Genomic DNA, 19,287 nt, shown 5'->3' with positions numbered 1-19,287 from the left:
AGGGCACATCAATCGGCATCGCGCGCGTGTTGACTTAAACCGCCAGCACCTTGTCGTCGATCTCGGCGATGGTGTTGACGCCGCACAGGCCCATGGTCGTCAGCAGTTCCTTCGCCAGCACGTTGATCGCCTCGGTGACGCCCGCCTGTCCGCCGGCGCCGAGACCGTAGGCATAGGCGCGGCCGATCATGCAGGACTTCGCGCCGAGCGCGAGCGCGCGCATCACGTCCATGCCGGTGCGGATGCCGCCGTCAAACATGACTTCGACCTGCGAGCCGACGGCGTCCACGATCTCGGGCAGCACCTCGATCGAGGAGGGGGCGCCGTCGAGCTGGCGGCCGCCATGGTTGGAGACCACGATCGCCTGCGCCCCGGTCTTGGCCGCGATCTCCGCGTCCTCGACGTCGAGGATGCCCTTGAGGATCAGCTTGCCCGGCCAGATGCTGCGGATCCAGTCGATGTCTTTCCAGTTCAGCGAAGTGTCGAACTGCGAATTGATCCAGGTCGACAGCGACGTGATGTCCTGGTCGATCTTGAGGTGGCCCGCCAGATTGCCGAAGGTGCGGCGCTTGCCGCGCAGCACGCCCGAGACCCAGGCAGGCTTGGTGGCGAAATCGATCAGTTTCGACAGCGACCATTCCGGCGGCACGGTCATGCCGTTCTTGATGTCCTGGTGCCGCTGGCCGATCACCTGCAGGTCGACGGTGAGGACCAGCGCGCTGCACCTGGCGGCGATGGCGCGCTCGATCAGCGCCTTGATGAAGCCGCGGTCCTTCATGACGTAGAGCTGGAACCAGAACGGCTTGTCGACGGCGGCCGCAATGTCCTCGATCGAGCAGATCGACATCGTGCTCTGCGTGAACGGAATCCCTGCGGCCTGTGCGGCGCGGCAGGCATAGATCTCGCCATCGCCATGCTGCATGCCGAGCAGGCCGACAGGGGCGAGGATCAGCGGCATCGCGGCCGGCTCGCCCAGGATCGTGGTCCTGAGGTCACGCTTGGAGACGTCGACCAGGATGCGCTGGCGGAATTTGATCTGCTGAAGATCCTCGCTGTTGGCGCGCAGCGTGTCCTCGGTATAGGAGCCGCGGTCGGCATAGTCGAAAAATGCCTTCGGCACGCGGCGCTTGTGTAGCTGGCGCAGATCTTCGATGCAGGTGATGTGCTTCATGGACGCTCCCGGCCCGTCTTGTATTTCGCGAATGCGCCGTCATCTAGCATGGTTGGATCATCTGCCAAATCGCCCCGCGAAATCCGACCTAGTAGGAGGCCACCATGACCGGATCGACCCCCAAGCCGAAAGATGCCGAGAGCGAAAAGCGGGCGCTCGAGGAGTCCCTGGAGGAGGGGTTGGAGGAGACTTTTCCGGCCTCCGACCCGGTCAATGTGACCCAGCCGGCGCCGTCCAAGGACGACCATCACATCCTCCGCAAGCGCTAGAGTGGCTGCCGGCCGCTGTCCGTAGGAACTCCGGCCTCCGAAATATACATTATTTTACAATATATTAACCTAAACTCTTGCCTTCAGGCGACGGTAATGATTCATCATATATTTTGAAGCCGTCTTGGCGGCCGACGCACTATAACGCCTGCCTGATGATGTTTCGGGCTTCTCGCTGAGGTGGCTGGAGAAGCCCAGGCCTTACTTGGGGGTGATATGAGCCGTAAATATTTCGGGACCGACGGGATTCGTGGCCGTGCCAATGGTCTGATTACGCCGGAGCTCGCCCTCAAGGTGGGGCAGGCCGCCGGCCTGGTATTTCAGCGCGGCGACCATCGCCATCGCGTGGTGATCGGCAAGGACACGCGGCTGTCCGGCTACATGATCGAATATGCCATGGTCGCGGGCTTCACCTCGGTCGGCATGGACGTGCTGCTGCTCGGCCCGATGCCGACGCCGGCGGTCGCGATGCTCACCAAGTCGATGCGCGCCGATCTCGGCGTGATGATCTCAGCCTCCCACAATCTGTTCGAGGACAACGGCATCAAGCTGTTTGGGCCGCAAGGCTTCAAGCTCTCCGACGACGTCGAGAAGCAGATCGAACAACTGCTCGACGAGCCGATCGAGCGCCGGCTCGCTCAGAGCGCGAGCCTTGGCCGCGCCCGCCGCATCGACGGCGTCCATGACCGCTACATTGAATTCGCCAAGCGCACGTTGCCGCGCGAATTGAGCCTCGATGGCCTCCGCGTCGTGATCGATTGCGCCAATGGCGCCGCATACAAGGTGGTGCCGGAAGCGCTGTGGGAGCTCGGCGCCGACGTCGTGCAGATCGGGGTCGAGCCCGACGGCTTCAACATCAACAAGGAATGCGGCTCCACCGCGCCGGAAACGCTGGCCAAGAAGGTGCGCGAGATGCGCGCCGATATCGGCATTGCGCTCGATGGCGACGCCGATCGCGTGATCCTGGTCGACGAGCGCGGTCATGTGGTCGACGGCGATCAGTTGCTCGCAGTGATCGCGCAGAGCTGGAAGGACGAGGGCCGGCTCGCCAAGCCCGGCATCGTCACCACCGTGATGTCCAATCTCGGGCTCGAGCGTTTCCTGCAGGGCATTGGCCTCGACATGGTGCGCACGCCGGTCGGCGACCGCTATGTGCTCGAGCGGATGCTGAGTGATGGCTACAATCTCGGCGGCGAGCCGTCGGGCCACATCATCCTTTCCGATTACGCCACCACGGGCGACGGCTTCGTCGCCGCGCTGCAGGTGCTTGCCGTGGTGCAAAAGCTCCGCCGCCCGGTGTCGGAAGTCTGCCACCGCTTCGATCCGCTGCCGCAGATCCTGAAGAATGTGCGTTATCGCAGCGGCAGGCCGCTCGACGATGCCGAGGTCAAGTCCGCCATCGTCGACGCCGAGAAGCGGCTCAACGGCCACGGTCGCCTCCTGGTCCGCTCCTCCGGCACCGAGCCGGTGATCCGTGTGATGGGCGAGGGCGACGACCGCCTCCTGGTCGAGGAAGTCGTCGATCACATCGTCTCCGCACTCGGCCATGCCGCGGCTGCTGCTGCGTAACACAGTAGAGAAGCGGACGCGCCCACCTCGCCCCGCTTGCGGGGAGAGGTCGGATCGCATCGCAGATGCGATCCGGGTGAGGGGGAGCCTCCGCGAATTCGTCGGTCACCGTGTTCGCGGAGAGAGCCCCTCACCCCAACCCTCTCCCCGCGAAGGGCGGGGAGAGGGAGAAGCACCGCCATCGCTTCTCTAAATGCTCTTGATCCAGCGCGCGCCGGTAGCATCGCAGCCATCATCTATTGTCGGTGGTCGCAGCGTTTGCTGCGGCGTAAGCAGCACCGATTGCCGCTTCGCCGCTCCCTGCCAGGAATTTCCGTTGAACAAGCCCGTTGCCGTCTCAGAAGAAGCGCTGGCTGAACCGGTGCTGGTATCAGACGTGACGCCGCGCGTGGCAGCCCGCGCGACCGCGGGGGGGCCGGCTTACATCGTACTGGCGGGCATCAGCTTCTCGCACTTCCTCAACGACACCATGCAGTCGTTGATCGCCTCCGTCTATCCGATACTGAAGGACGCCTACGCGCTGGACTACACGCAGATCGGCATGATCACGCTGGCGTTCCAGTTCACGGCGTCGCTGCTGCAGCCGCTGGTCGGGCATTTCACCGACAAGAAGGCGCAGCCGTTCTCGCTTGCGATGGGCATGGGCTTCACCTTCTTCGGCCTGCTGCTGCTCGCTGGCGCGCATCACTACGGCATCATCCTGATCGCGGCGTCGCTGGTCGGGCTCGGTTCGGCGGTGTTCCATCCGGAATCGGCGCGGATCGCGCGGCTCGCTTCGGGCGGCCGTTACGGCTTTGCGCAATCGGTGTTCCAGCTTGGCGGCAGCTTCGGCACCTCGATGGGTCCGGTGCTCGCGGCGCTGATCGTGGTGCCGTTCGGGCAGCCCTCGATCGCGTGGTTCTCCTCGATTGCGGGTCTTGCGATCCTGATCCTGTGGCGCATCGGTGCCTGGTACAAGCCGCAGATCGTGACCAAGAAGGCGGCGGTCGTCGAGCGGCACCCGGACGCGCCCACCGGGCGGCGGGTGACGATCGCGCTCGCCGTGCTGGTCGCGCTGTTGTTCTCGAAGCAGCTCTATGTCTCGAGCCTCTCGAGCTATTACATCTTCTATCTGATCGAGAGGTTCGACGTCTCGACGCAAGCGGCGCAGTTCTATCTCTTCATCTTCCTTGCAGCGAACGCAGCTGGCGCCTTCGTGGGCGGACCGCTCGGCGACCGTTTCGGCCGCAAATACGTGATCTGGTTTTCGATCCTCGGCGCGCTGCCGTTCACGCTGGCACTGCCCTATGCCGGCCTCGTCACCAGCGCCGTGCTCAGCGTGTTCATCGGCCTGATCATCTCGTCGGCGACGCCCTCCATCATCGTGTTCGCGCAGGAACTGATGCCGCATCGCTTCGGCATGATTTCCGGCCTGTTCTTCGGCTTTGCCTTCGGCATCGGCGGTTTGGGCGCGGCGGTGCTCGGCAAGCTTGCCGATCACACCGACATCGCCTTCATCTATCAGCTCTGCGCGTTCCTGCCGGCGATCGGGTTGCTTGCGGTGTTCCTGCCGAAAATGCCGAACCACGCGCATTAAAGCGTTTTCGAGCGAAGCACGCCCTCGGACTTGATCCGAGAGTGGATTCCGGTTCGCGTGAAGAAATCGCGTCAAGACAAGAGCCAAGATTTCGTCAACGCATCGTTAGCATTTGTGGCGCGACCGCTTTCCGTTCGACAGCGGGAATAGCGCAATACCGCGAGCTTTCGGGAAAATCGTCAGAGGTTGTCAACCTTAATAATTAGGGTTAAGCGCCGCTTAAGCATTTAGTGCCATCGTCCGGCCGTGGGTTTTCAGACGTGAGGCTTCCCTGCTCGCCTCACTGGCCAAAAGGACGAAGCCAATGCGTTGCGTTAAATCTCTCTTTGCCGCTGGTGCGGTCTCCTTGATTTCCTCGGTGGCATTCGCCGCCGATATGCCGATCGCGCCGCCTCCGGCCTATGGACCGCCGCCGGTAGAAGATTTCGGCGGCTGGTATCTGCGCGGCGATATCGGCTTCAGCAATCAGAGCGTAAAGGAAGTGCGCAACGGCAACAACGCCTTGTACGCGCCGCTGCTCTCCTTGAACCAGCAGACCGGGTTCGATACCGGCGGCATCTTCGGTCTTGGTGTCGGTTATCAGTTCAACAACTGGTTCCGCGCCGACATCACCGGTCAGTATCGTGGAAGGACGAATTTTCACGGACAGGATCTCGTGACCTATCCGCTTGGCGGCGGAGTTATTGGCGCAGGGTCCGACAACTACAACGCAAGCAAGTCGGAATGGCTTGTCCTTGCCAACGCCTATGTCGATCTCGGCACCTGGTGGTGCGTGACGCCGTTCATCGGCGCCGGTGTTGGCGCAGCGCGCGTGACCGTCTCCAATTTCACTGATCAAGGTCTTGCCGATTTCTCTCCCGGCGTGATTGCGCCGGGCTTTGCGACCGCCGCTTCGGCTTCCAAGTGGAATTTCGCATGGGCGGCGCATGCAGGTCTTGCCTACAAGGTCAGTCCAAACCTGACGCTCGAAGTCGCCTATAGCTACGTCGACCTCGGTTCGGGACTGACCGGACCCGTGACGACGTTCCAGGGCTTCACGACCAACAATCCGATGAACTTCAGGGATATCACCTCGCACGATCTCAAGCTCGGCGTGCGCTGGAATCTGGACAGCCCGCAGCCGGTCTACGCACCGCCGCCGCTGGTGCGCAAAGGTTAATACGAACCTTCATCGGTTAACGATTGCAAACGGCGCGGGATGCTCCCGCGCCGTTTTCGTTTTGTGGAAAGCGCAGCGTCCATCACGCGGAAGATTGTGGCAAACGCGGCGCGTGACAACCATTGGTTAAGGTTAACGAGCGATGATCGTCTCCGGGTTTGGTTAAGTCGATTTGGGGGCGTGGGCGATGCGTAGGTTTCTGCTGGCGGCGGCAATGTGTGGCGCGGTGACGAGCGCGCAGGCCGCCGATCTTCCCGATCTCCCGGTGCTTCGCGGCAGCTTCACCGATGGGCTGACAACCTCCAGAGCTTACTGGGAAGGTCTCTACATTGGTGGCCAAGCCGGCTACGGATCATCCGATGCCAATTTCGACAGCAAGCCGTCATCTTTGATCTCCTCGCTGATTTCCGACAACATTGTCCAGCAGATGGGCGTTGCGCAATGGAATCTCGGTCTCGGAAAGCAGACGGCGCGTTCGTCCGCATACGGAGCCTTTGTCGGATACAACTGGCAATGGAGTGACGTCGTGCTCGGCCTGGAGGCGAGCTACGTGCACGGCAGCTTCGGCGGCGCGGCCAGCGCCAGCAAGGAGCTTGTGAGCGGCGCCCCTCTCACCGACACCCGCTACCATGACGTCGGAGTCACCTCGGCGTCCTCGATCTCGATCTCGGACATCGCGACGTTCCGGGGGCGCGCAGCCTATGCGTTCGGATGCTTCCTACCTTATGCGTTCGGCGGCTTCGCGCTAGGCAAGGCCGACATTTCGCATAGTGCACTCGTTACGGACGCGGTGAGTGCCGATCCGTTTGGACCTTTCAGGCCGTTGATGCCATTGCGCGCGACTGATGCCGTGCACAATCACCTGATCTACGGCTACACCGCCGGCCTTGGCATCGACATCAATCTGGTCGGGGGCCTCTTCATGCGCGCGGAATGGGAATACATCCGCTTCACCACAACGGTCGATGCCAACATCAACACAGTGCGCGCCGGTCTCGGCTACAAATTCTAGGCGCATTTGTGCCCCATGTGTTGACAGCTTCTGTTTCCACTGGTGCTCTGTCATTCGGGAGCAGGACAGCAGCCAGCCATGAAAATCTACGGTGACGACAACTCGGGCAATTGCCTGAAGGTGAAATGGGTGTGCGATTACCTCGCGCTGCCCTACACATGGATCGACGTCGACATCCTCAGGCAGGAAACGCGCAGTGCGGACTTCCTGAGCATGAACAGCGCCGGACAGGTGCCGACGATCGTGCTCGACGACGGCCGCGCTTTGGCGCAGTCCAACGCCATCATCCGCTATCTCGCCCGTGGCAGCGACCTCATCCCGTCAGATGATTTCGCCGCCGCGAAGATGGATGAGTGGCTGTTCTGGGAGCAATACAGCCACGAGCCCTATATCGCCGTGTGCCGGTTCCAGATGCGCTATCTCGGCAAATCCGCTTCCGAGCTCGATCCTGAGAAGGTCAAGCGCGGCCATGCGGCGCTGGCGCGGATGGAGCAGCAGCTTGCGTTGACGCCCTTTCTGGCCGGCGAGTCGCTCTCGCTCGCCGATGTGGCGTTGCTCGCCTACACGCGGCTCGCGCATGAGGGCGGCTTCGATCTCGGCGGCTATCCCGCGCTTGGCCGCTGGATCAATGAGGCCGAGAACTCACTCGGGCTTGTGCCAGCACGCTAATTTTTTCGGAACACATCATGGCAACTGCGTCCTCGATCACGATCCGCCGCGCCCGTCGCGACGATGTTCCCGTCATCGTCGGCATGCTTGCGGACGATCGGCTTGGCAGCGCGCGCGAGCGGATCGAGGATCCCTTGCCTCAATCCTATTTCGCCGCCTTCGAGAAGGTCGATCGCGATCCGAATTTCAAGCTCGTGGTCGCCGAGGACGCTGACGGCGCAGTGGTCGGCTGCCTGCAACTATGCATCCTGCCGGGCATAAGTTCGCAAGGCGCCTCGCGCGGCCTGATCGAGGATGTGCGCGTTGCAACCCACTGCCGCAGCCGCGGCATCGGCGAGCAGATGGTGCAATGGGCGATCACTGAAGCGCGCGCGAGCGGTTGCATCCTCGTCGAACTGCTGACGCATCACACCCGCACCGACGCGCAGCGCTTCTATGAACGGCTTGGATTTCAACGCAGTCATATCGGCATGACGATGCGCTTCTGACTTGCGCCAAGTTGCGCGGGCAAGATCGCTGATCGCAGTGGTAGTCGTCGCTCTGCGTTCCGGTTAACAAGCGATAAACTACGCCGGCCTCCGTAATTTTACGGCCGGGAACGCTGCTGCTAGTTACGCGTCTCCCAGCGGCAGAACATGATCCGCAAGAGATCATGATCAAGCAAAGATCGAACGCGATGCCGGTCCAAAGTCTTCGCGTTCTGGGACAGCTTGGGGATATTTCAGATGAAGCGATATTCAATCGTCAGGGCGGGCAACGAATACATCGTGCAGGCCGATGAAAAGAGCATCATGAGAGTCTCCAGCCGGCGGAAGGCCGTCAAGCTGGTGAACGATGCGGCCGGACTGCTTGATCAGGCGCCATCGCCCGACGAGGCGCCATCAATCGCCTGTGATCATCAGGAAGTTCCTTGACGAGTCTTTACCCTTCCACTATCTCCGACGGCGGGAAACCTCTCCCCACCGAGAGGCAGCTATCTGGAAGGGTAGATCATGACTGCAGCGAAGCCCGCTTCGCGGCCGAACGTGCCGCATTTCTCCTCCGGCCCCTGCGCCAAGCGCCCCGGCTGGACTCCCCAAAATCTCAAGGACGCCGCGCTCGGCCGCTCGCATCGCGCGAAGATCGGCAAGGCCAAGCTCAAGCAAGCCATTGAGCTGACGCGCGAAGTGCTGGAGGTGCCGGCCGACTACAAGATCGGCATCGTGCCAGCCTCCGACACCGGCGCTGTCGAGATGGCGCTGTGGTCGCTGCTCGGTGCGCGGCCCGTCACGACGCTGGCCTGGGAATCGTTCGGCGAGGGCTGGGTCAGCGACATCGTCAAGGAACTGAAGCTCAAGGACGTTACCAAGCTCAACGCCGGCTATGGCGAGATCCCGGATCTCTCCAAGGTCGATCCGGCAAGTGACGTCGTCTTCACCTGGAACGGCACCACCTCTGGTGTCCGCGTGCCGAACGCCGACTGGATCAGCGCGACCCGCGAAGGCCTCACCATCTGCGACGCGACCTCGGCGGCATTCGCGCAGCCGCTCGACTGGCCGAAGCTCGACGTCATCACCTTCTCCTGGCAGAAGGCGCTGGGCGGCGAGGCCGCGCATGGCATGCTGATCCTCTCGCCGCGCGCGGTGGAGCGGCTCGAGACCTACAAGCCGGCCTGGCCGCTGCCGAAGATCTTCCGCATGACCAAGGGCGGCAAACTCAACCAGGGCATCTTCGAAGGCGAGACCATCAACACGCCTTCAATGCTGTGCGTGGAGGACTATCTCGACGCGCTCGCCTGGGCGAAATCGATCGGCGGCCTGAAGGCCCTGATCGCGCGCGCCGACGCCAGCACCAAGGTGCTCGCCGACTGGAAGGCGCGGACGCCGTGGATCGATTTCCTGGCCAAGGATCCCGCGATCCGTTCCAACACCTCGGTGTGCCTGAGGATCACGGATCCCGCGATCACCTCGCTCGCGCCGGACCTGCAGGCCGACTTCTGCAAGAAGCTGGTTGCCCTGGTTGAGAAGGAGAATGCGGGCTTCGACTTCGCGCACTATCGCGATGCGCCGGCAGGCCTGCGCATCTGGTGCGGCGCCACCGTGGAAGCCAAGGACGTCGAGCTGCTCACGCAGTGGATCGACTGGGCCTTCGCTGAGACCAAGGCCTCGCTGCCGAAGGCCGCGTAAGTAACGTCACCTCTTCATCGTCATGGCCGGGCTTGACCCGGCCATCCATCACGAAAAGAAGATGGACTCGCGAGGCAGGTTCGCGGGTGACGCCATCAGTGCATCGTCCATCGAGGGACCACTCCCATGAGCAAACCCAAAGTTCTCATTTCCGACGCCCTGTCGCCCGCGGCCGTGCAGATCTTCAAGGATCGCGGCGTCGAGGTCGACTTCCAGCCCAATCTCGGCAAGGACAAGGAAAAGCTCGCCGAGATCATCGGCAACTATGACGGCCTCGCGATCCGCTCGGCGACCAAGGCGACCGCCAAGATCATCGAGAAGGCCACCAGGCTGAAGGTGATCGGCCGCGCCGGCATCGGCGTCGACAATGTCGAGATCCCGGCGGCGACGGCCAAGGGCATCATCGTGATGAACACGCCGTTCGGCAATTCGATCACGACCGCCGAGCACGCGATCACGCTGATGCTGGCGCTGGCCCGCGAGATCCCGCAGGCCGACACCTCGACGCAGGCCGGCAAGTGGGAGAAGAACCGCTTCATGGGGGTGGAGATCACCAACAAGACGCTGGGCGTAGTGGGCTGCGGCAATATCGGCTCGATCGTCTGCGACCGCGCGCTCGGCCTGCGCATGAAGGTGATCGCCTTCGATCCGTTCCTGTCGCCGGAACGCGCCAAGGATATCGGGGTCGAGAAGGTCGAGCTCGACGATCTCTTCAAGCGCGCCGATTTCATCACCCTGCACACGCCGCTCACCGACAAGACCCGCAACATCATCGATGCCGCAGCGCTTGCGAAGATGAAGCAGGGCGTCCGCATCGTCAATTGCGCCCGCGGCGGCCTCGTCGACGAGCAGGCACTGGTCGACGCGCTCAATTCCAAGCATGTCGCGGGCGCCGCCTTCGACGTGTTCTCCGAGGAGCCGGCGACCTCGAACATCCTGTTCGGCCATCCCAACGTGATCTGCACCCCGCATCTCGGCGCGTCCACCACGGAAGCGCAGGAGAATGTCGCGCTGCAGGTCGCCGAGCAGATGTCGGATTATCTGCTCACCGGTGCGATCTCCAACGCCATCAACTTCCCCTCGATCACGGCCGAAGAGGCGCCGAAGCTGAAGCCGTTCATCGAGCTCGCCGAGAAGCTCGGCTCGTTCGCCGGCCAGCTCACCGAGAGCGGCATCGTCAAGACCCAGATCACCTATGAGGGCCATGTCGCCGAGATGAAGATCAAGGCGCTGACCTCGGCGGTGCTGTCGGGCCTGCTGCGGCCGATGCTGGGCGACGTCAACGTCGTCTCCGCGCCTGTCGTTGCCAAGGAGCGCGGCATGGTGGTCGACGAGGTGACGCGCGCCGCGCAGAGCGACTATGAGAGCCTGATCACCGTGACCGTGACGACGGAGCGGCAGGAACGCTCGGTGTCCGGCACCGTCTATCACGACGGCAAGCCGCGGCTGGTCGACATCAAGGGCATCCGCGTCGACGCCGAGTTCGGCAAGTCGATGATCTATGTGACCAACGAGGATAAGCCGGGCTTCATCGGCAAGTTCGCAAGCCTGCTCGGCGACGCCAAGATCAACATCGCGACCTTCCATCTCGGCCGCGTCGCGCAAGGCGGCGACGCGATCGCGCTGGTCGAGGTCGACGGCCCGGTTCCGGCGGACGTGCTCGCCAAGGTGCAGGCGCTGCCGCAGGTCAAGCAGGTCAAGGCGCTCGCGTTCTGAACGCACGAGGTGCCAATTGCCGCGCCCTCGCCCCTTGTGGGAGAGGGCAGCTCCGCCGTCAGCACCAGACTCATTCGGGTGAGGGGTTGTCTCCACGAGCGCCGTCGCCCGTGGAGACAACCCCTCATCCGTCGCGCATTGCATGCGCGACACCTTCTCCCACAAGGGGAGGAGGGAAGGCAGTCCCGCCGCTAGATCCAGATATTCCGACCTGCGGAACAACAACGCCGTCTCCGGCATCGGAGGCGGCGTTTGTCGTTTGGCACCCAACAAAATCCGTGTACGAATGGGCCAAGACCGGTCATATCAGGCCGTCCGAACAAGGGAGAAAACACAATGCGTGAAGCCGTTATCGTTTCCTATGCACGCACGGGCCTGGCGAAGTCTGCCCGCGGTGGGTTCAACATCACCCCGCCGATGTCGCTGGCGGCGCACGCCATCAAGCATGCCGTCGAGCGCGCCGGCGTCGACAAGGAATATGTCGAGGATTGCTATCTCGGCAATTGCGCCCACGGCGCGCCCAATATCGGCCGTCAGGCCGCGCTGCTCGCCGGCCTGCCGAAGTCGACCGCGGGTGTCTCGGTGAACCGCTTCTGCTCCTCGGGGCTGCAGACCATCGCGATGGCCGCCAACTCGATCCGTTCCGATGGCGCCGAATGCATCGTCGCCGGCGGCGTCGAGAGCATCTCGATTCCGGGCGGCGGCACGCCGAAGGAGTCGGTCGATCCTGAGCTGCTCAAGACCGCGCCCGACATCTTCATGGCGATGATCGACACCGCCGACATCGTCGCCGAGCGCTACAAGCTGAGCCGCGAATATCAGGACGAGTTTTCGCTAGAGTCGCAGCGCCGCATGGCGGCCGCACAGCAGGCGAACAAGTTCAAGGACGAGATCGTCCCGATGAAGACCCAGATGAAGGTGGTCGACAAGGTGACGAAGGAAGAGAGCATCAAGGACTATGTCGTCGACCGCGACGAGTGCAACCGTCCCGACACCACGATCGAGGGTCTCGCGAAGCTCGAGCCGGTGAGGGGCGCCGGCAAGTACATCACCGCCGGCAATGCCAGCCAGCTTTCCGACGGCGCCGCCGCCGTGGTGCTGATGGAAGCCAAGGACGCCGAGAAGCGCGGCCTGGAGCCGCTGGGCCGCTTCGTCGCCTGGGCGACCGCCGGCTGCGAGCCGGATGAGATGGGCATCGGCCCGGTGTTCGCGGTGCCGAAGCTGTTGAAGCGCCACGGCCTGAAGATCGACGACATCGATCTCTGGGAGCTCAACGAAGCCTTCGCCAGCCAGTGCCTCTACTGCCGCGACCAGCTCGGCATCGATCCCGAGAAGTACAATGTCAATGGCGGCTCGATCGCGATCGGCCACCCCTTCGGCATGACCGGCGCGCGCCTCACCGGCCACCTGCTGCAGGAAGGCCGCCGCCGCAAGGCCAAGTGGGGCGTCGTCACCATGTGCATCGGCGGCGGTCAGGGCGGCGCCGGGCTGTTTGAAATCTATAGCTGAGAACGGCTTCGGCTGAACGCGAGATGAACCAAAGCACGGCGCCCCCAAGCGCCGTGCTTTTTTTGTGGGCCGCGCTCTCCCCTCCCGTCATTGCGAGCGCAGCGAAGCAATCCATTGCCAGCCTCGAACGCGGACGGATGGATTGCTTCGCTGCGCTCGCAATGACGGGGGAGGGATTAGCGCGCAACTGGATACCGCAGGTTTGTGGTCTCCATCTTTGTGGCACCGCAATCGAACCGGTTTCTTTCTCGCTGCGTCTCACCACCGATGGGGGTGTGACATCAGCCACTGTCCGGCAGTGCCGACAGGCTGAAGTCTGCGCGCTATGCAGGAAAGGAATCCAATGCGTTTGATTGCCAATTGTCTTGTCACCACCAGTCTGGTGCTGGTCACCGCGCTTGCCGCTTTGCCGGCGCGCGCGGCTGACATCGATGCATCTTCGACGGTGGATGCGGTGACCGTCTATCCCGATGGTGCGAGTGTCACCCGCGTCATCACGCTCGATCTGCCGTCCGGCGACAGCACGCTGATCGCCAGGGATTTTCCGCTGTCGCTCGATCCATCCTCGCTGCGCGTTGAAGGCGACGCCGACGGCAAGCTGACGATCGGCTCGATCGACACGCGCCAGCCGCGCGCGGCGCCGCCGGTCAACCTGCCCGAGCTCGACAAGCGGATCGAGGCGCTGAAGGACGAGCACGCCAATCTGCAAGGCGCGATCGACGCCGCCAGGGCCCGCCGCCAGTTCGCCGCGCGTTTTGCCGAAGCCGCCCCGGTTGGCATCGGCGAGAAGGGCGAGGCGCGGCCGCTGTCCGAATGGCGCGCCGCTTTTGCCGCCGTCTCCGAGGAGATCGCGATCGCCGATACCGCGATCCGCGAAGCCGAGCGCAAGCAGCGCGATCTCGACCGCGAGATCGCGCGGCTGGAATCCGACCGCGCCGCCAAGCCGCCGAGCAAGCTCGAGGTCCGTATCGACCTCGCCGCCGCGACTGCTGCGAAAGCCACCCTGCGCGTCACCTATTCGGTGCGCAATGCGCGCTGGGCGCCGATCTACGACGCGCGTCTCGATACCGGCGCGAAAGACCGAAAGCCCTCGCTGGAGCTGGTGCGCCGCGCCGAGATCACGCAGTCGACCGGCGAGGACTGGTCGAACGTCGCGCTCGGCGTCTCCACCGTGCGCATTGCCCGTGGCGGCAGCGCGCCCGAATTGAATTCGCTGCTCGTGCAGTATCCTCAGCCTCCGCGCCCGGTGCCGCTGTCAAGCGCCGTGCCGGAGCTGGCGCGGCCGGCGACCGCACTGCGCTCGGCGCCAGCCGCAAAGGCCGCCGAGGCGTTCGATGCGCGCGAGCGCGCCGACGAGCAGCAGGCGGTGGCCGAGATCGGCGACTTCCAGGCCACCTTCAAAATCCCCGGCCGCGTCAGCCTCGGTGCCAGCGAGGGAGCCAAGAGCCTGCGCATCGGAAGCCACGTGATCGCGCCCGAGCTGACGATCCGCGCCGTGCCGGTGCTCGATCCGACGGCGTTCCTGGAGGCGAGCTTCAAGCAGGCCGAGGACGCGCCGCTGTTGCCCGGCCGCGTCGCGATCTATCGTGATGGCGTCTTCGTCGGGCGCAGCAAAATCGCGTCCGCCGGCAAGGGCGAAACGGTGCGGCTCGGCTTCGGCGCCGACGACAAGGTCAAGGTCGAGCGCTCGGTGGTCAAGCGCAACGAGGGCTCGGCGGGTCTGATCGTGACGACATCGAAGACCGACGAACGCGCGTTCAAGACCAGCATCCGCAACGGCCATGATTTCCCGATCCGCGTCGCGATCGAGGATCAGCTCCCGGTCAGCGAGAGCGAGGAGATCGTGGTCGAGATGCTGCCGCAGACCACGCCGCCGACCGCGACCAATCTGCGCGACAGGCGCGGCGTGCTGCAATGGACGTTCGATGCGAAACCAAGCGAGCTGAAGGAGATCAACTTCGCCTGGCGCATCCGCTGGCCCAAGGACAAGGGCGTCGTGATGACGCCGGCGGGGTAGGTGGTTCTTACCTCGCCCCGCTCTTGCGGGGAGAGGTCGGATTGCGAAGCAATCCGGGTGAGGGGCTCTCTCCGCGAATACATCTGCCACCGTAATCGTGGAGAGAGCCCCTCACCCCAACCCTCTCCCCGTGAAGAACGGGGAGAGGGAGTCACTCACTTCGCCTTCAGGAACTCACCCACTTCCAGCAGCACGAACTCGTTGTCGTCGGCCTTGTTGGGATCGCGGCTCGAGGAGAACGGCAGGTTGTTGTCGTTGCCGACGATGATGTGGGTGTCGTCGACCTTGTCGACGTTCTCGATGGTGAAGAACGGGAAGGTCAGCACGCCGTCATTGAGCGGCTTCTTCGCCTTCTTGTCGGGATCGCGGATCTTCATCAGGTCGATATAGGCGACCTTGCGCACGGGTTTGCCGACATTGGCATCCGAGAGCTCGACCTTGTAGACGCGCTTGAACTTGGCGAGATCCGGGAAGCAGTTCTCGCCGCGCTGTCCCTGCGGGCACGCCTTGTCCGCGGTGCCTTCGCCATTGTCGCGCTCGATGATCAGGCCTTGGATCGGGTCGATCATGTTGAAGTCGCCGATGGCATTGCCGTTCTGCTCGAACACATATTGCCAGTAGCGGCCGGTGAATTTCTCGTTCGCGACGTCGAACTCGAGGATGCGAGAGGCTTCCTTGCCGTCGACCTTCTCCCAGTCCTTCTTCTCGGCATCCCACAGCGGGCCCTCGAGCAGGCCGTACAGGAACTTGCCGTCCTTCGAGGAGGCAAAGCCTTCGTAGCCCTTGGAGCGGCGCAGGTTGACGGTGGTGTAGCTGGCGCCCGGAGCGCCCGGTGACTGTACCGACCAGTGATCGGGCGAGCGCACCGGCTTGCCGTCGGCGATGCTGTCGAACACGGCCAGCACCTTGCCGGCCTTGTCAGCCTTGATCACGTAGGGCCCGAACTCGTCGCCGATCCAGAACGTGTCGCCGATGATCTGGAAGCCTTCGGTGTCGAAATCGGCGCCGGTGAGATAGCGCTTGGCGGTATCCTCATGCACGATGCGGAACGGCACCTTCTTGTCGGGGTCGTGCAGGAACACGGTTTCCTGACGCTCGATCTTCCCGCTTGCCCAGTCGATCTTGTGCCGGTTCAGGTACAGCATCGAATCGGCTGAATTGTAGCGCGAGCCCATGCCATTGTCGGTGAGCACCCAGAAAGTGCCGTCCGCCATCACCTTGATGCCGGAATGGCCCTGCAGCGGCTGGCCCTTGAACGGCAGCGAGACGCCGGTGGGCCGCTCGTAGGACTTGCCCATCACGGTGCCGATGGCGTCGACGCGGCGGCCGGTGGTGTATTTGCCCGAGGTCTTGAGATCGTTTGGTGCATCGGCCGGCGCGTCGATGAAGCTTTCCGCCGGAAGCACGGCGTGGCCCTTGAGGGTCGCCGGATATTCGCCTTCGCCTTGCGCGAAGGCGGCTCCCGACAGCAGCACGATGGACGCGACGGAGCAAAGCAGTGATTTGCGCATGTTGATCTCCCCTGAAGATGAACGCGGCGGAGTTCTGGGAGGCGCGTGTTACAAGCGGCTGACAATTTCGTGACGGCCGGCAATTGCCGCTGGATATGCCTGCGGCGTTACGTCACCGGTCGCATCGTTTGCGGCAGCAGGAAGGGGATGCCGCTCTCAGTATGGTCGATCGTGGCGTCGATCTCGAAGATGGTGCGGATCGTCTCCGCGGTCATCGCCTCGCTGCGGCCGCCGTCGACCGCAAGCCGGCCGCGATGCAGGAGAACGAGACGGTCGGCAAAGCGCATCGCGAGGTTGAGGTCGTGCAGGATCGCGATCACAGCGGTGCCGTTCTGCGCGCGGCGGCGCGCGGTCTCGACCAGGTCGATCTGGTGCCTGAGATCGAGGCTCGAGGTCGGCTCGTCCAGCAGCAACAGGCCCGCACCGTTCTGCGCTTCGCCGCAGGCGAGCTGCACCAGCACGCGGGCGAAATGCGCGCGCTGCTGCTCGCCGCCCGACAGCGTCGGCAATTGGCGATGGCGGAAGCCGCTCAGCCCGACCTCATCCAGTGCGGACTCGACCAGCGGCGCGGCCGTCGCGCGCGAATTGTCGCCCGCGCCCATGTAGACGATTTCCTCTACCGTGAACGGGAAGGTGACGTTGACATGCTGCGACAGCATGGCGCGATGCCGCGCCAATTCGCGCGGCGGATAGGCGCGGAGCGTGCGCTGCTTCAATTCGACCGTGCCGCGCGTCGGTGTGATGTCGCCGGACAGCATGCGCAGCAGCGTCGACTTCCCGGCGCCGTTCGGCCCGACGATCGCGATCATCTCGCCCGGATTGACACGCAGATCGACGGCATCGACCAGCGTGGCGCCACTGACCACGACCGAGACCGAGCTTGCCTGCAGCATCGGAATCATAGCGAAACCAGGCTGCGCTGCCGCAACAGGATGGTGAGGAAGAACGGCGCGCCGACCGCCGCCGTCAGGATGCCGATCGGCATTTCCGCCGGCGCCACGATAGTGCGGGCCATCGTGTCGGCGCCGACCAAAAGCACGGCGCCCAGCAGCACCGAGGCCGGCAGCAGCAGCCGGTGCGCCGGTCCGATCGCGAGCCGGAGCAGATGCGGCACCACGATGCCGACAAAGCCGACGACGCCGCACACGGAGACCGCGACCCCCGTCATGGCTGAAACCAGGATGATGGAAATCCGTTTCAATCGCTCGACGTCGACGCCGCTGTGAAAAGCCTCGGCCTCGCCGAGCACGAGCACATCGAGCCCGCGCGCGATCGACAGGCACGCGAGCAGCGCAACGGTGAGCACCGGCGCCAGTGTCGCGATCTTGCCCCAGGTCGCGCCGCTCATCGAGCCCAGCATCCAGAAGGTGATGTCGCGGAGTTGGCGGTCGTCGGCGACGAAGACCAGAAGCCCGATGCCCGCATTGGCGATCGCGGCGATCGCAATTCCCGCCAGCAGGAAGATCGCGATCGACGTCCGACCGGCGCGGCTTGCGATGCTGTAGAGGAGGATGGTCGTCACCAGCGAGCCGACGAACGCCGACAGCGGCAGCAATTGGTGCTGCATAAAGCGGACGCTCTCGCCGATGTGGCTGTCGGTGAAGACGATCGCGGCGGCCGCAGCAAAGGCACCGCCGCTGGAGACGCCGACAAGCGCGGGATCGGCGAGGGGATTGCGGAACAACCCCTGCATGATCGCGCCGGATGCCGCCAGGAGGCTGCCAACCATCGCCGCGGCGACGATCCGCGGAATCCGGATCGACCACAGCACGAGCTGGTCGCGCGCAACCAGCGGATTGGCCGCGCCGTCGCCCCACAGGCCGAGCGCGGCGGGAAGGCGGGCGAGGGGGATTCCGGCGGCACCCAGGGTCACCGCAATGAGCGCAGTGCCGACGAGCGCGGCGCAAAGGCAAAGCAGCGTCAGCGTTGCCGGCGGCCGCGAGCGCTTGGTACGAGGATCGGCAGTATTGCCACGCGCGTCCGCCAAGGCGCTCATTGCCGACAATTCGCCGCGAGCGCCGCGGGCACGAACTTCTCTGCCTGAGGCGCCAGCGCCGGGTATAGCTTCGTGGAAAGGTCGCGCGCTGCAGCCGCCGTGCGCGGTCCGAAGCCGAGCAGATAGAGTCCTTCCATCGAGATGAAGCTCTTGTTCGCCGCGACCGGCGTCAGCGCGAAGGCCGGATGCGCATAGATCGCCTCGGCTTCCAGCGAATCCTTGCCGCGCTGGATCGACAGCACGACGTCGGGCTTGGCGGCGACGATCGCCTCGTCGCTGACGATCTTGTAGCCGTCATAGCCCTCGACCGCATTGACGCCGCCGGCGAGCTGGATGATCTCGTTCGCCGCCGTTTTCCGGCCTGCCGCCATGGCGCGGCCGTTGAGCAGCGACATCACGAACATCACCCGCACCGGCTTCGTGACCTTGGCGCGCAGCTCGCGCAATTGCGCGAGATCATGCGCGACGGCGGTGGTCAGGCATTCGGCGCGCGGATCGGCATCCATGGCGTGGCCGACCAGTTTGATCTTGTCGAGCAATCCCTGCTCGGAGAAGGTTTCGGGCACCAGCACCAGCGGCACCTTGGCCGCTTCCAGCACGTCCATGGTTTCCTTCGGTCCCGAACCCTGCACCGCCAGCACCAGCGACGGGTTGAGCCCGAGCACGCCCTCGGGCGAGAGCTGGCGCATATAGCCGACATTGGGTTTGTCGCGCAGCGCGGCGGCCGGATAGAGGCTGGTCGCATCGACGCCGGCGACACGGTCCTCGAAGCCGAGCGCATAAAGGATTTCGGTGATCGCCCCCCCGATCGAGACGATTCGCGAGGGGTTGTCGATGATGACGTCGCGGTCGCGCGCATCATGCACGGTGGTGTTTGCGGCCGGTGCCGTCTCAACGGGCAAGAGGCTGGCGATCAGCAGGATTGCGAGCGTGCGACAAATTGCCATT

17 protein-coding genes are annotated in these 19,287 nt (G+C 63.9%); 12 read left to right on the top strand and 5 right to left on the bottom strand.

All coding sequences use genetic code 11. The annotated features are described in order from the left end of the window. Positions 1 to 34: 34 nt before the first annotated feature. On the bottom strand, positions 35 to 1,171 hold the full coding sequence (locus AC5ZG1_RS31335) for an alpha-hydroxy acid oxidase (protein ID WP_028163858.1): 1,137 nt from the start codon (positions 1,169 to 1,171) through the stop codon (positions 35 to 37). A 104-nt stretch (positions 1,172 to 1,275) separates the two neighbouring features. Here AC5ZG1_RS31335 and AC5ZG1_RS31330 point away from each other — a divergent pair, with 104 nt between their 5' ends. The 12 genes from AC5ZG1_RS31330 (at position 1,276) to AC5ZG1_RS31275 (ending at position 14,832) form a co-directional block, all read left to right on the top strand. Beyond that, a complete protein-coding gene (locus tag AC5ZG1_RS31330) occupies positions 1,276 to 1,440 on the top strand; it encodes a hypothetical protein (RefSeq protein WP_165435371.1) in 165 nt (54 codons plus the stop codon). 216 nt (positions 1,441 to 1,656) lie between these two features. Beyond that, positions 1,657 to 3,009 (top strand): phosphoglucosamine mutase, encoded by a 1,353-nt coding sequence (glmM, locus tag AC5ZG1_RS31325; protein WP_028163857.1) that lies wholly within the window; start codon positions 1,657 to 1,659, stop codon positions 3,007 to 3,009. Between the two features lie 316 nt (positions 3,010 to 3,325). Continuing rightward, on the top strand, positions 3,326 to 4,585 hold the full coding sequence (locus AC5ZG1_RS31320) for an MFS transporter (protein ID WP_496135101.1): 1,260 nt from the start codon (positions 3,326 to 3,328) through the stop codon (positions 4,583 to 4,585). A gap of 304 nt (positions 4,586 to 4,889) precedes the next feature. Next, entirely contained in the window at positions 4,890 to 5,744 is an 855-nt protein-coding gene (locus tag AC5ZG1_RS31315) for an outer membrane protein (RefSeq protein ID WP_130227924.1), read from the top strand. A 187-nt stretch (positions 5,745 to 5,931) separates the two neighbouring features. Further along, the gene (locus AC5ZG1_RS31310; protein ID WP_496135100.1) at positions 5,932 to 6,756 is read left to right on the top strand and encodes an outer membrane protein; all 825 of its coding nucleotides are present in this window, start codon (positions 5,932 to 5,934) and stop codon (positions 6,754 to 6,756) included. Positions 6,757 to 6,834: 78 nt separating this feature from the next. Next, a complete protein-coding gene (locus AC5ZG1_RS31305; RefSeq protein WP_496135099.1) occupies positions 6,835 to 7,425 on the top strand; it encodes a glutathione S-transferase family protein in 591 nt (196 codons plus the stop codon). Between the two features lie 17 nt (positions 7,426 to 7,442). Beyond that, positions 7,443 to 7,913, top strand: a complete 471-nt coding sequence (locus tag AC5ZG1_RS31300; protein ID WP_028163852.1) for a GNAT family N-acetyltransferase — start codon at positions 7,443 to 7,445, stop codon at positions 7,911 to 7,913. A 237-nt stretch (positions 7,914 to 8,150) separates the two neighbouring features. After that, complete coding sequence (locus AC5ZG1_RS31295) at positions 8,151 to 8,339, top strand: hypothetical protein (RefSeq protein WP_028163851.1); 189 nt, start codon at positions 8,151 to 8,153, stop codon at positions 8,337 to 8,339. A 78-nt stretch (positions 8,340 to 8,417) separates the two neighbouring features. Continuing rightward, a complete protein-coding gene (locus AC5ZG1_RS31290) occupies positions 8,418 to 9,590 on the top strand; it encodes a phosphoserine transaminase (protein ID WP_456643894.1) in 1,173 nt (390 codons plus the stop codon). Positions 9,591 to 9,716: 126 nt separating this feature from the next. Continuing rightward, on the top strand, positions 9,717 to 11,306 hold the full coding sequence (gene serA / locus AC5ZG1_RS31285; RefSeq protein ID WP_496135098.1) for a phosphoglycerate dehydrogenase: 1,590 nt from the start codon (positions 9,717 to 9,719) through the stop codon (positions 11,304 to 11,306). A gap of 336 nt (positions 11,307 to 11,642) precedes the next feature. Next, complete coding sequence (locus AC5ZG1_RS31280) at positions 11,643 to 12,815, top strand: thiolase family protein (protein WP_496135097.1); 1,173 nt, start codon at positions 11,643 to 11,645, stop codon at positions 12,813 to 12,815. A gap of 343 nt (positions 12,816 to 13,158) precedes the next feature. Next, on the top strand, positions 13,159 to 14,832 hold the full coding sequence (locus tag AC5ZG1_RS31275; protein ID WP_496135096.1) for a mucoidy inhibitor MuiA family protein: 1,674 nt from the start codon (positions 13,159 to 13,161) through the stop codon (positions 14,830 to 14,832). A 155-nt stretch (positions 14,833 to 14,987) separates the two neighbouring features. Here the strand turns inward: AC5ZG1_RS31275 and AC5ZG1_RS31270 are convergent, their stop codons facing one another. The 4 genes from AC5ZG1_RS31270 to AC5ZG1_RS31255 form a co-directional block, all read right to left on the bottom strand. Further along, the gene (locus AC5ZG1_RS31270) at positions 14,988 to 16,343 is read right to left on the bottom strand and encodes an esterase-like activity of phytase family protein (protein WP_496135095.1); all 1,356 of its coding nucleotides are present in this window, start codon (positions 16,341 to 16,343) and stop codon (positions 14,988 to 14,990) included. A 107-nt stretch (positions 16,344 to 16,450) separates the two neighbouring features. Then, on the bottom strand, positions 16,451 to 17,245 hold the full coding sequence (locus tag AC5ZG1_RS31265; protein WP_464345605.1) for a heme ABC transporter ATP-binding protein: 795 nt from the start codon (positions 17,243 to 17,245) through the stop codon (positions 16,451 to 16,453). Then, positions 17,242 to 18,339 (bottom strand): FecCD family ABC transporter permease, encoded by a 1,098-nt coding sequence (locus AC5ZG1_RS31260; RefSeq protein ID WP_496135094.1) that lies wholly within the window; start codon positions 18,337 to 18,339, stop codon positions 17,242 to 17,244. The genes AC5ZG1_RS31265 and AC5ZG1_RS31260 overlap by 4 nt, the downstream gene beginning before the upstream one ends. Continuing rightward, complete coding sequence (locus tag AC5ZG1_RS31255; RefSeq protein ID WP_496135093.1) at positions 18,336 to 19,286, bottom strand: heme/hemin ABC transporter substrate-binding protein; 951 nt, start codon at positions 19,284 to 19,286, stop codon at positions 18,336 to 18,338. Before AC5ZG1_RS31255 ends, AC5ZG1_RS31260 begins: the two co-directional genes overlap by 4 nt. Position 19,287: the final 1 nt, after the last annotated feature.

The sequence above is a fragment of the Bradyrhizobium sp. Leo78 genome (assembly GCF_059512425.1).
Note: the sequence above shows the minus strand (reverse complement) of the source record. Positions and strands in the feature narration are given on the sequence as shown.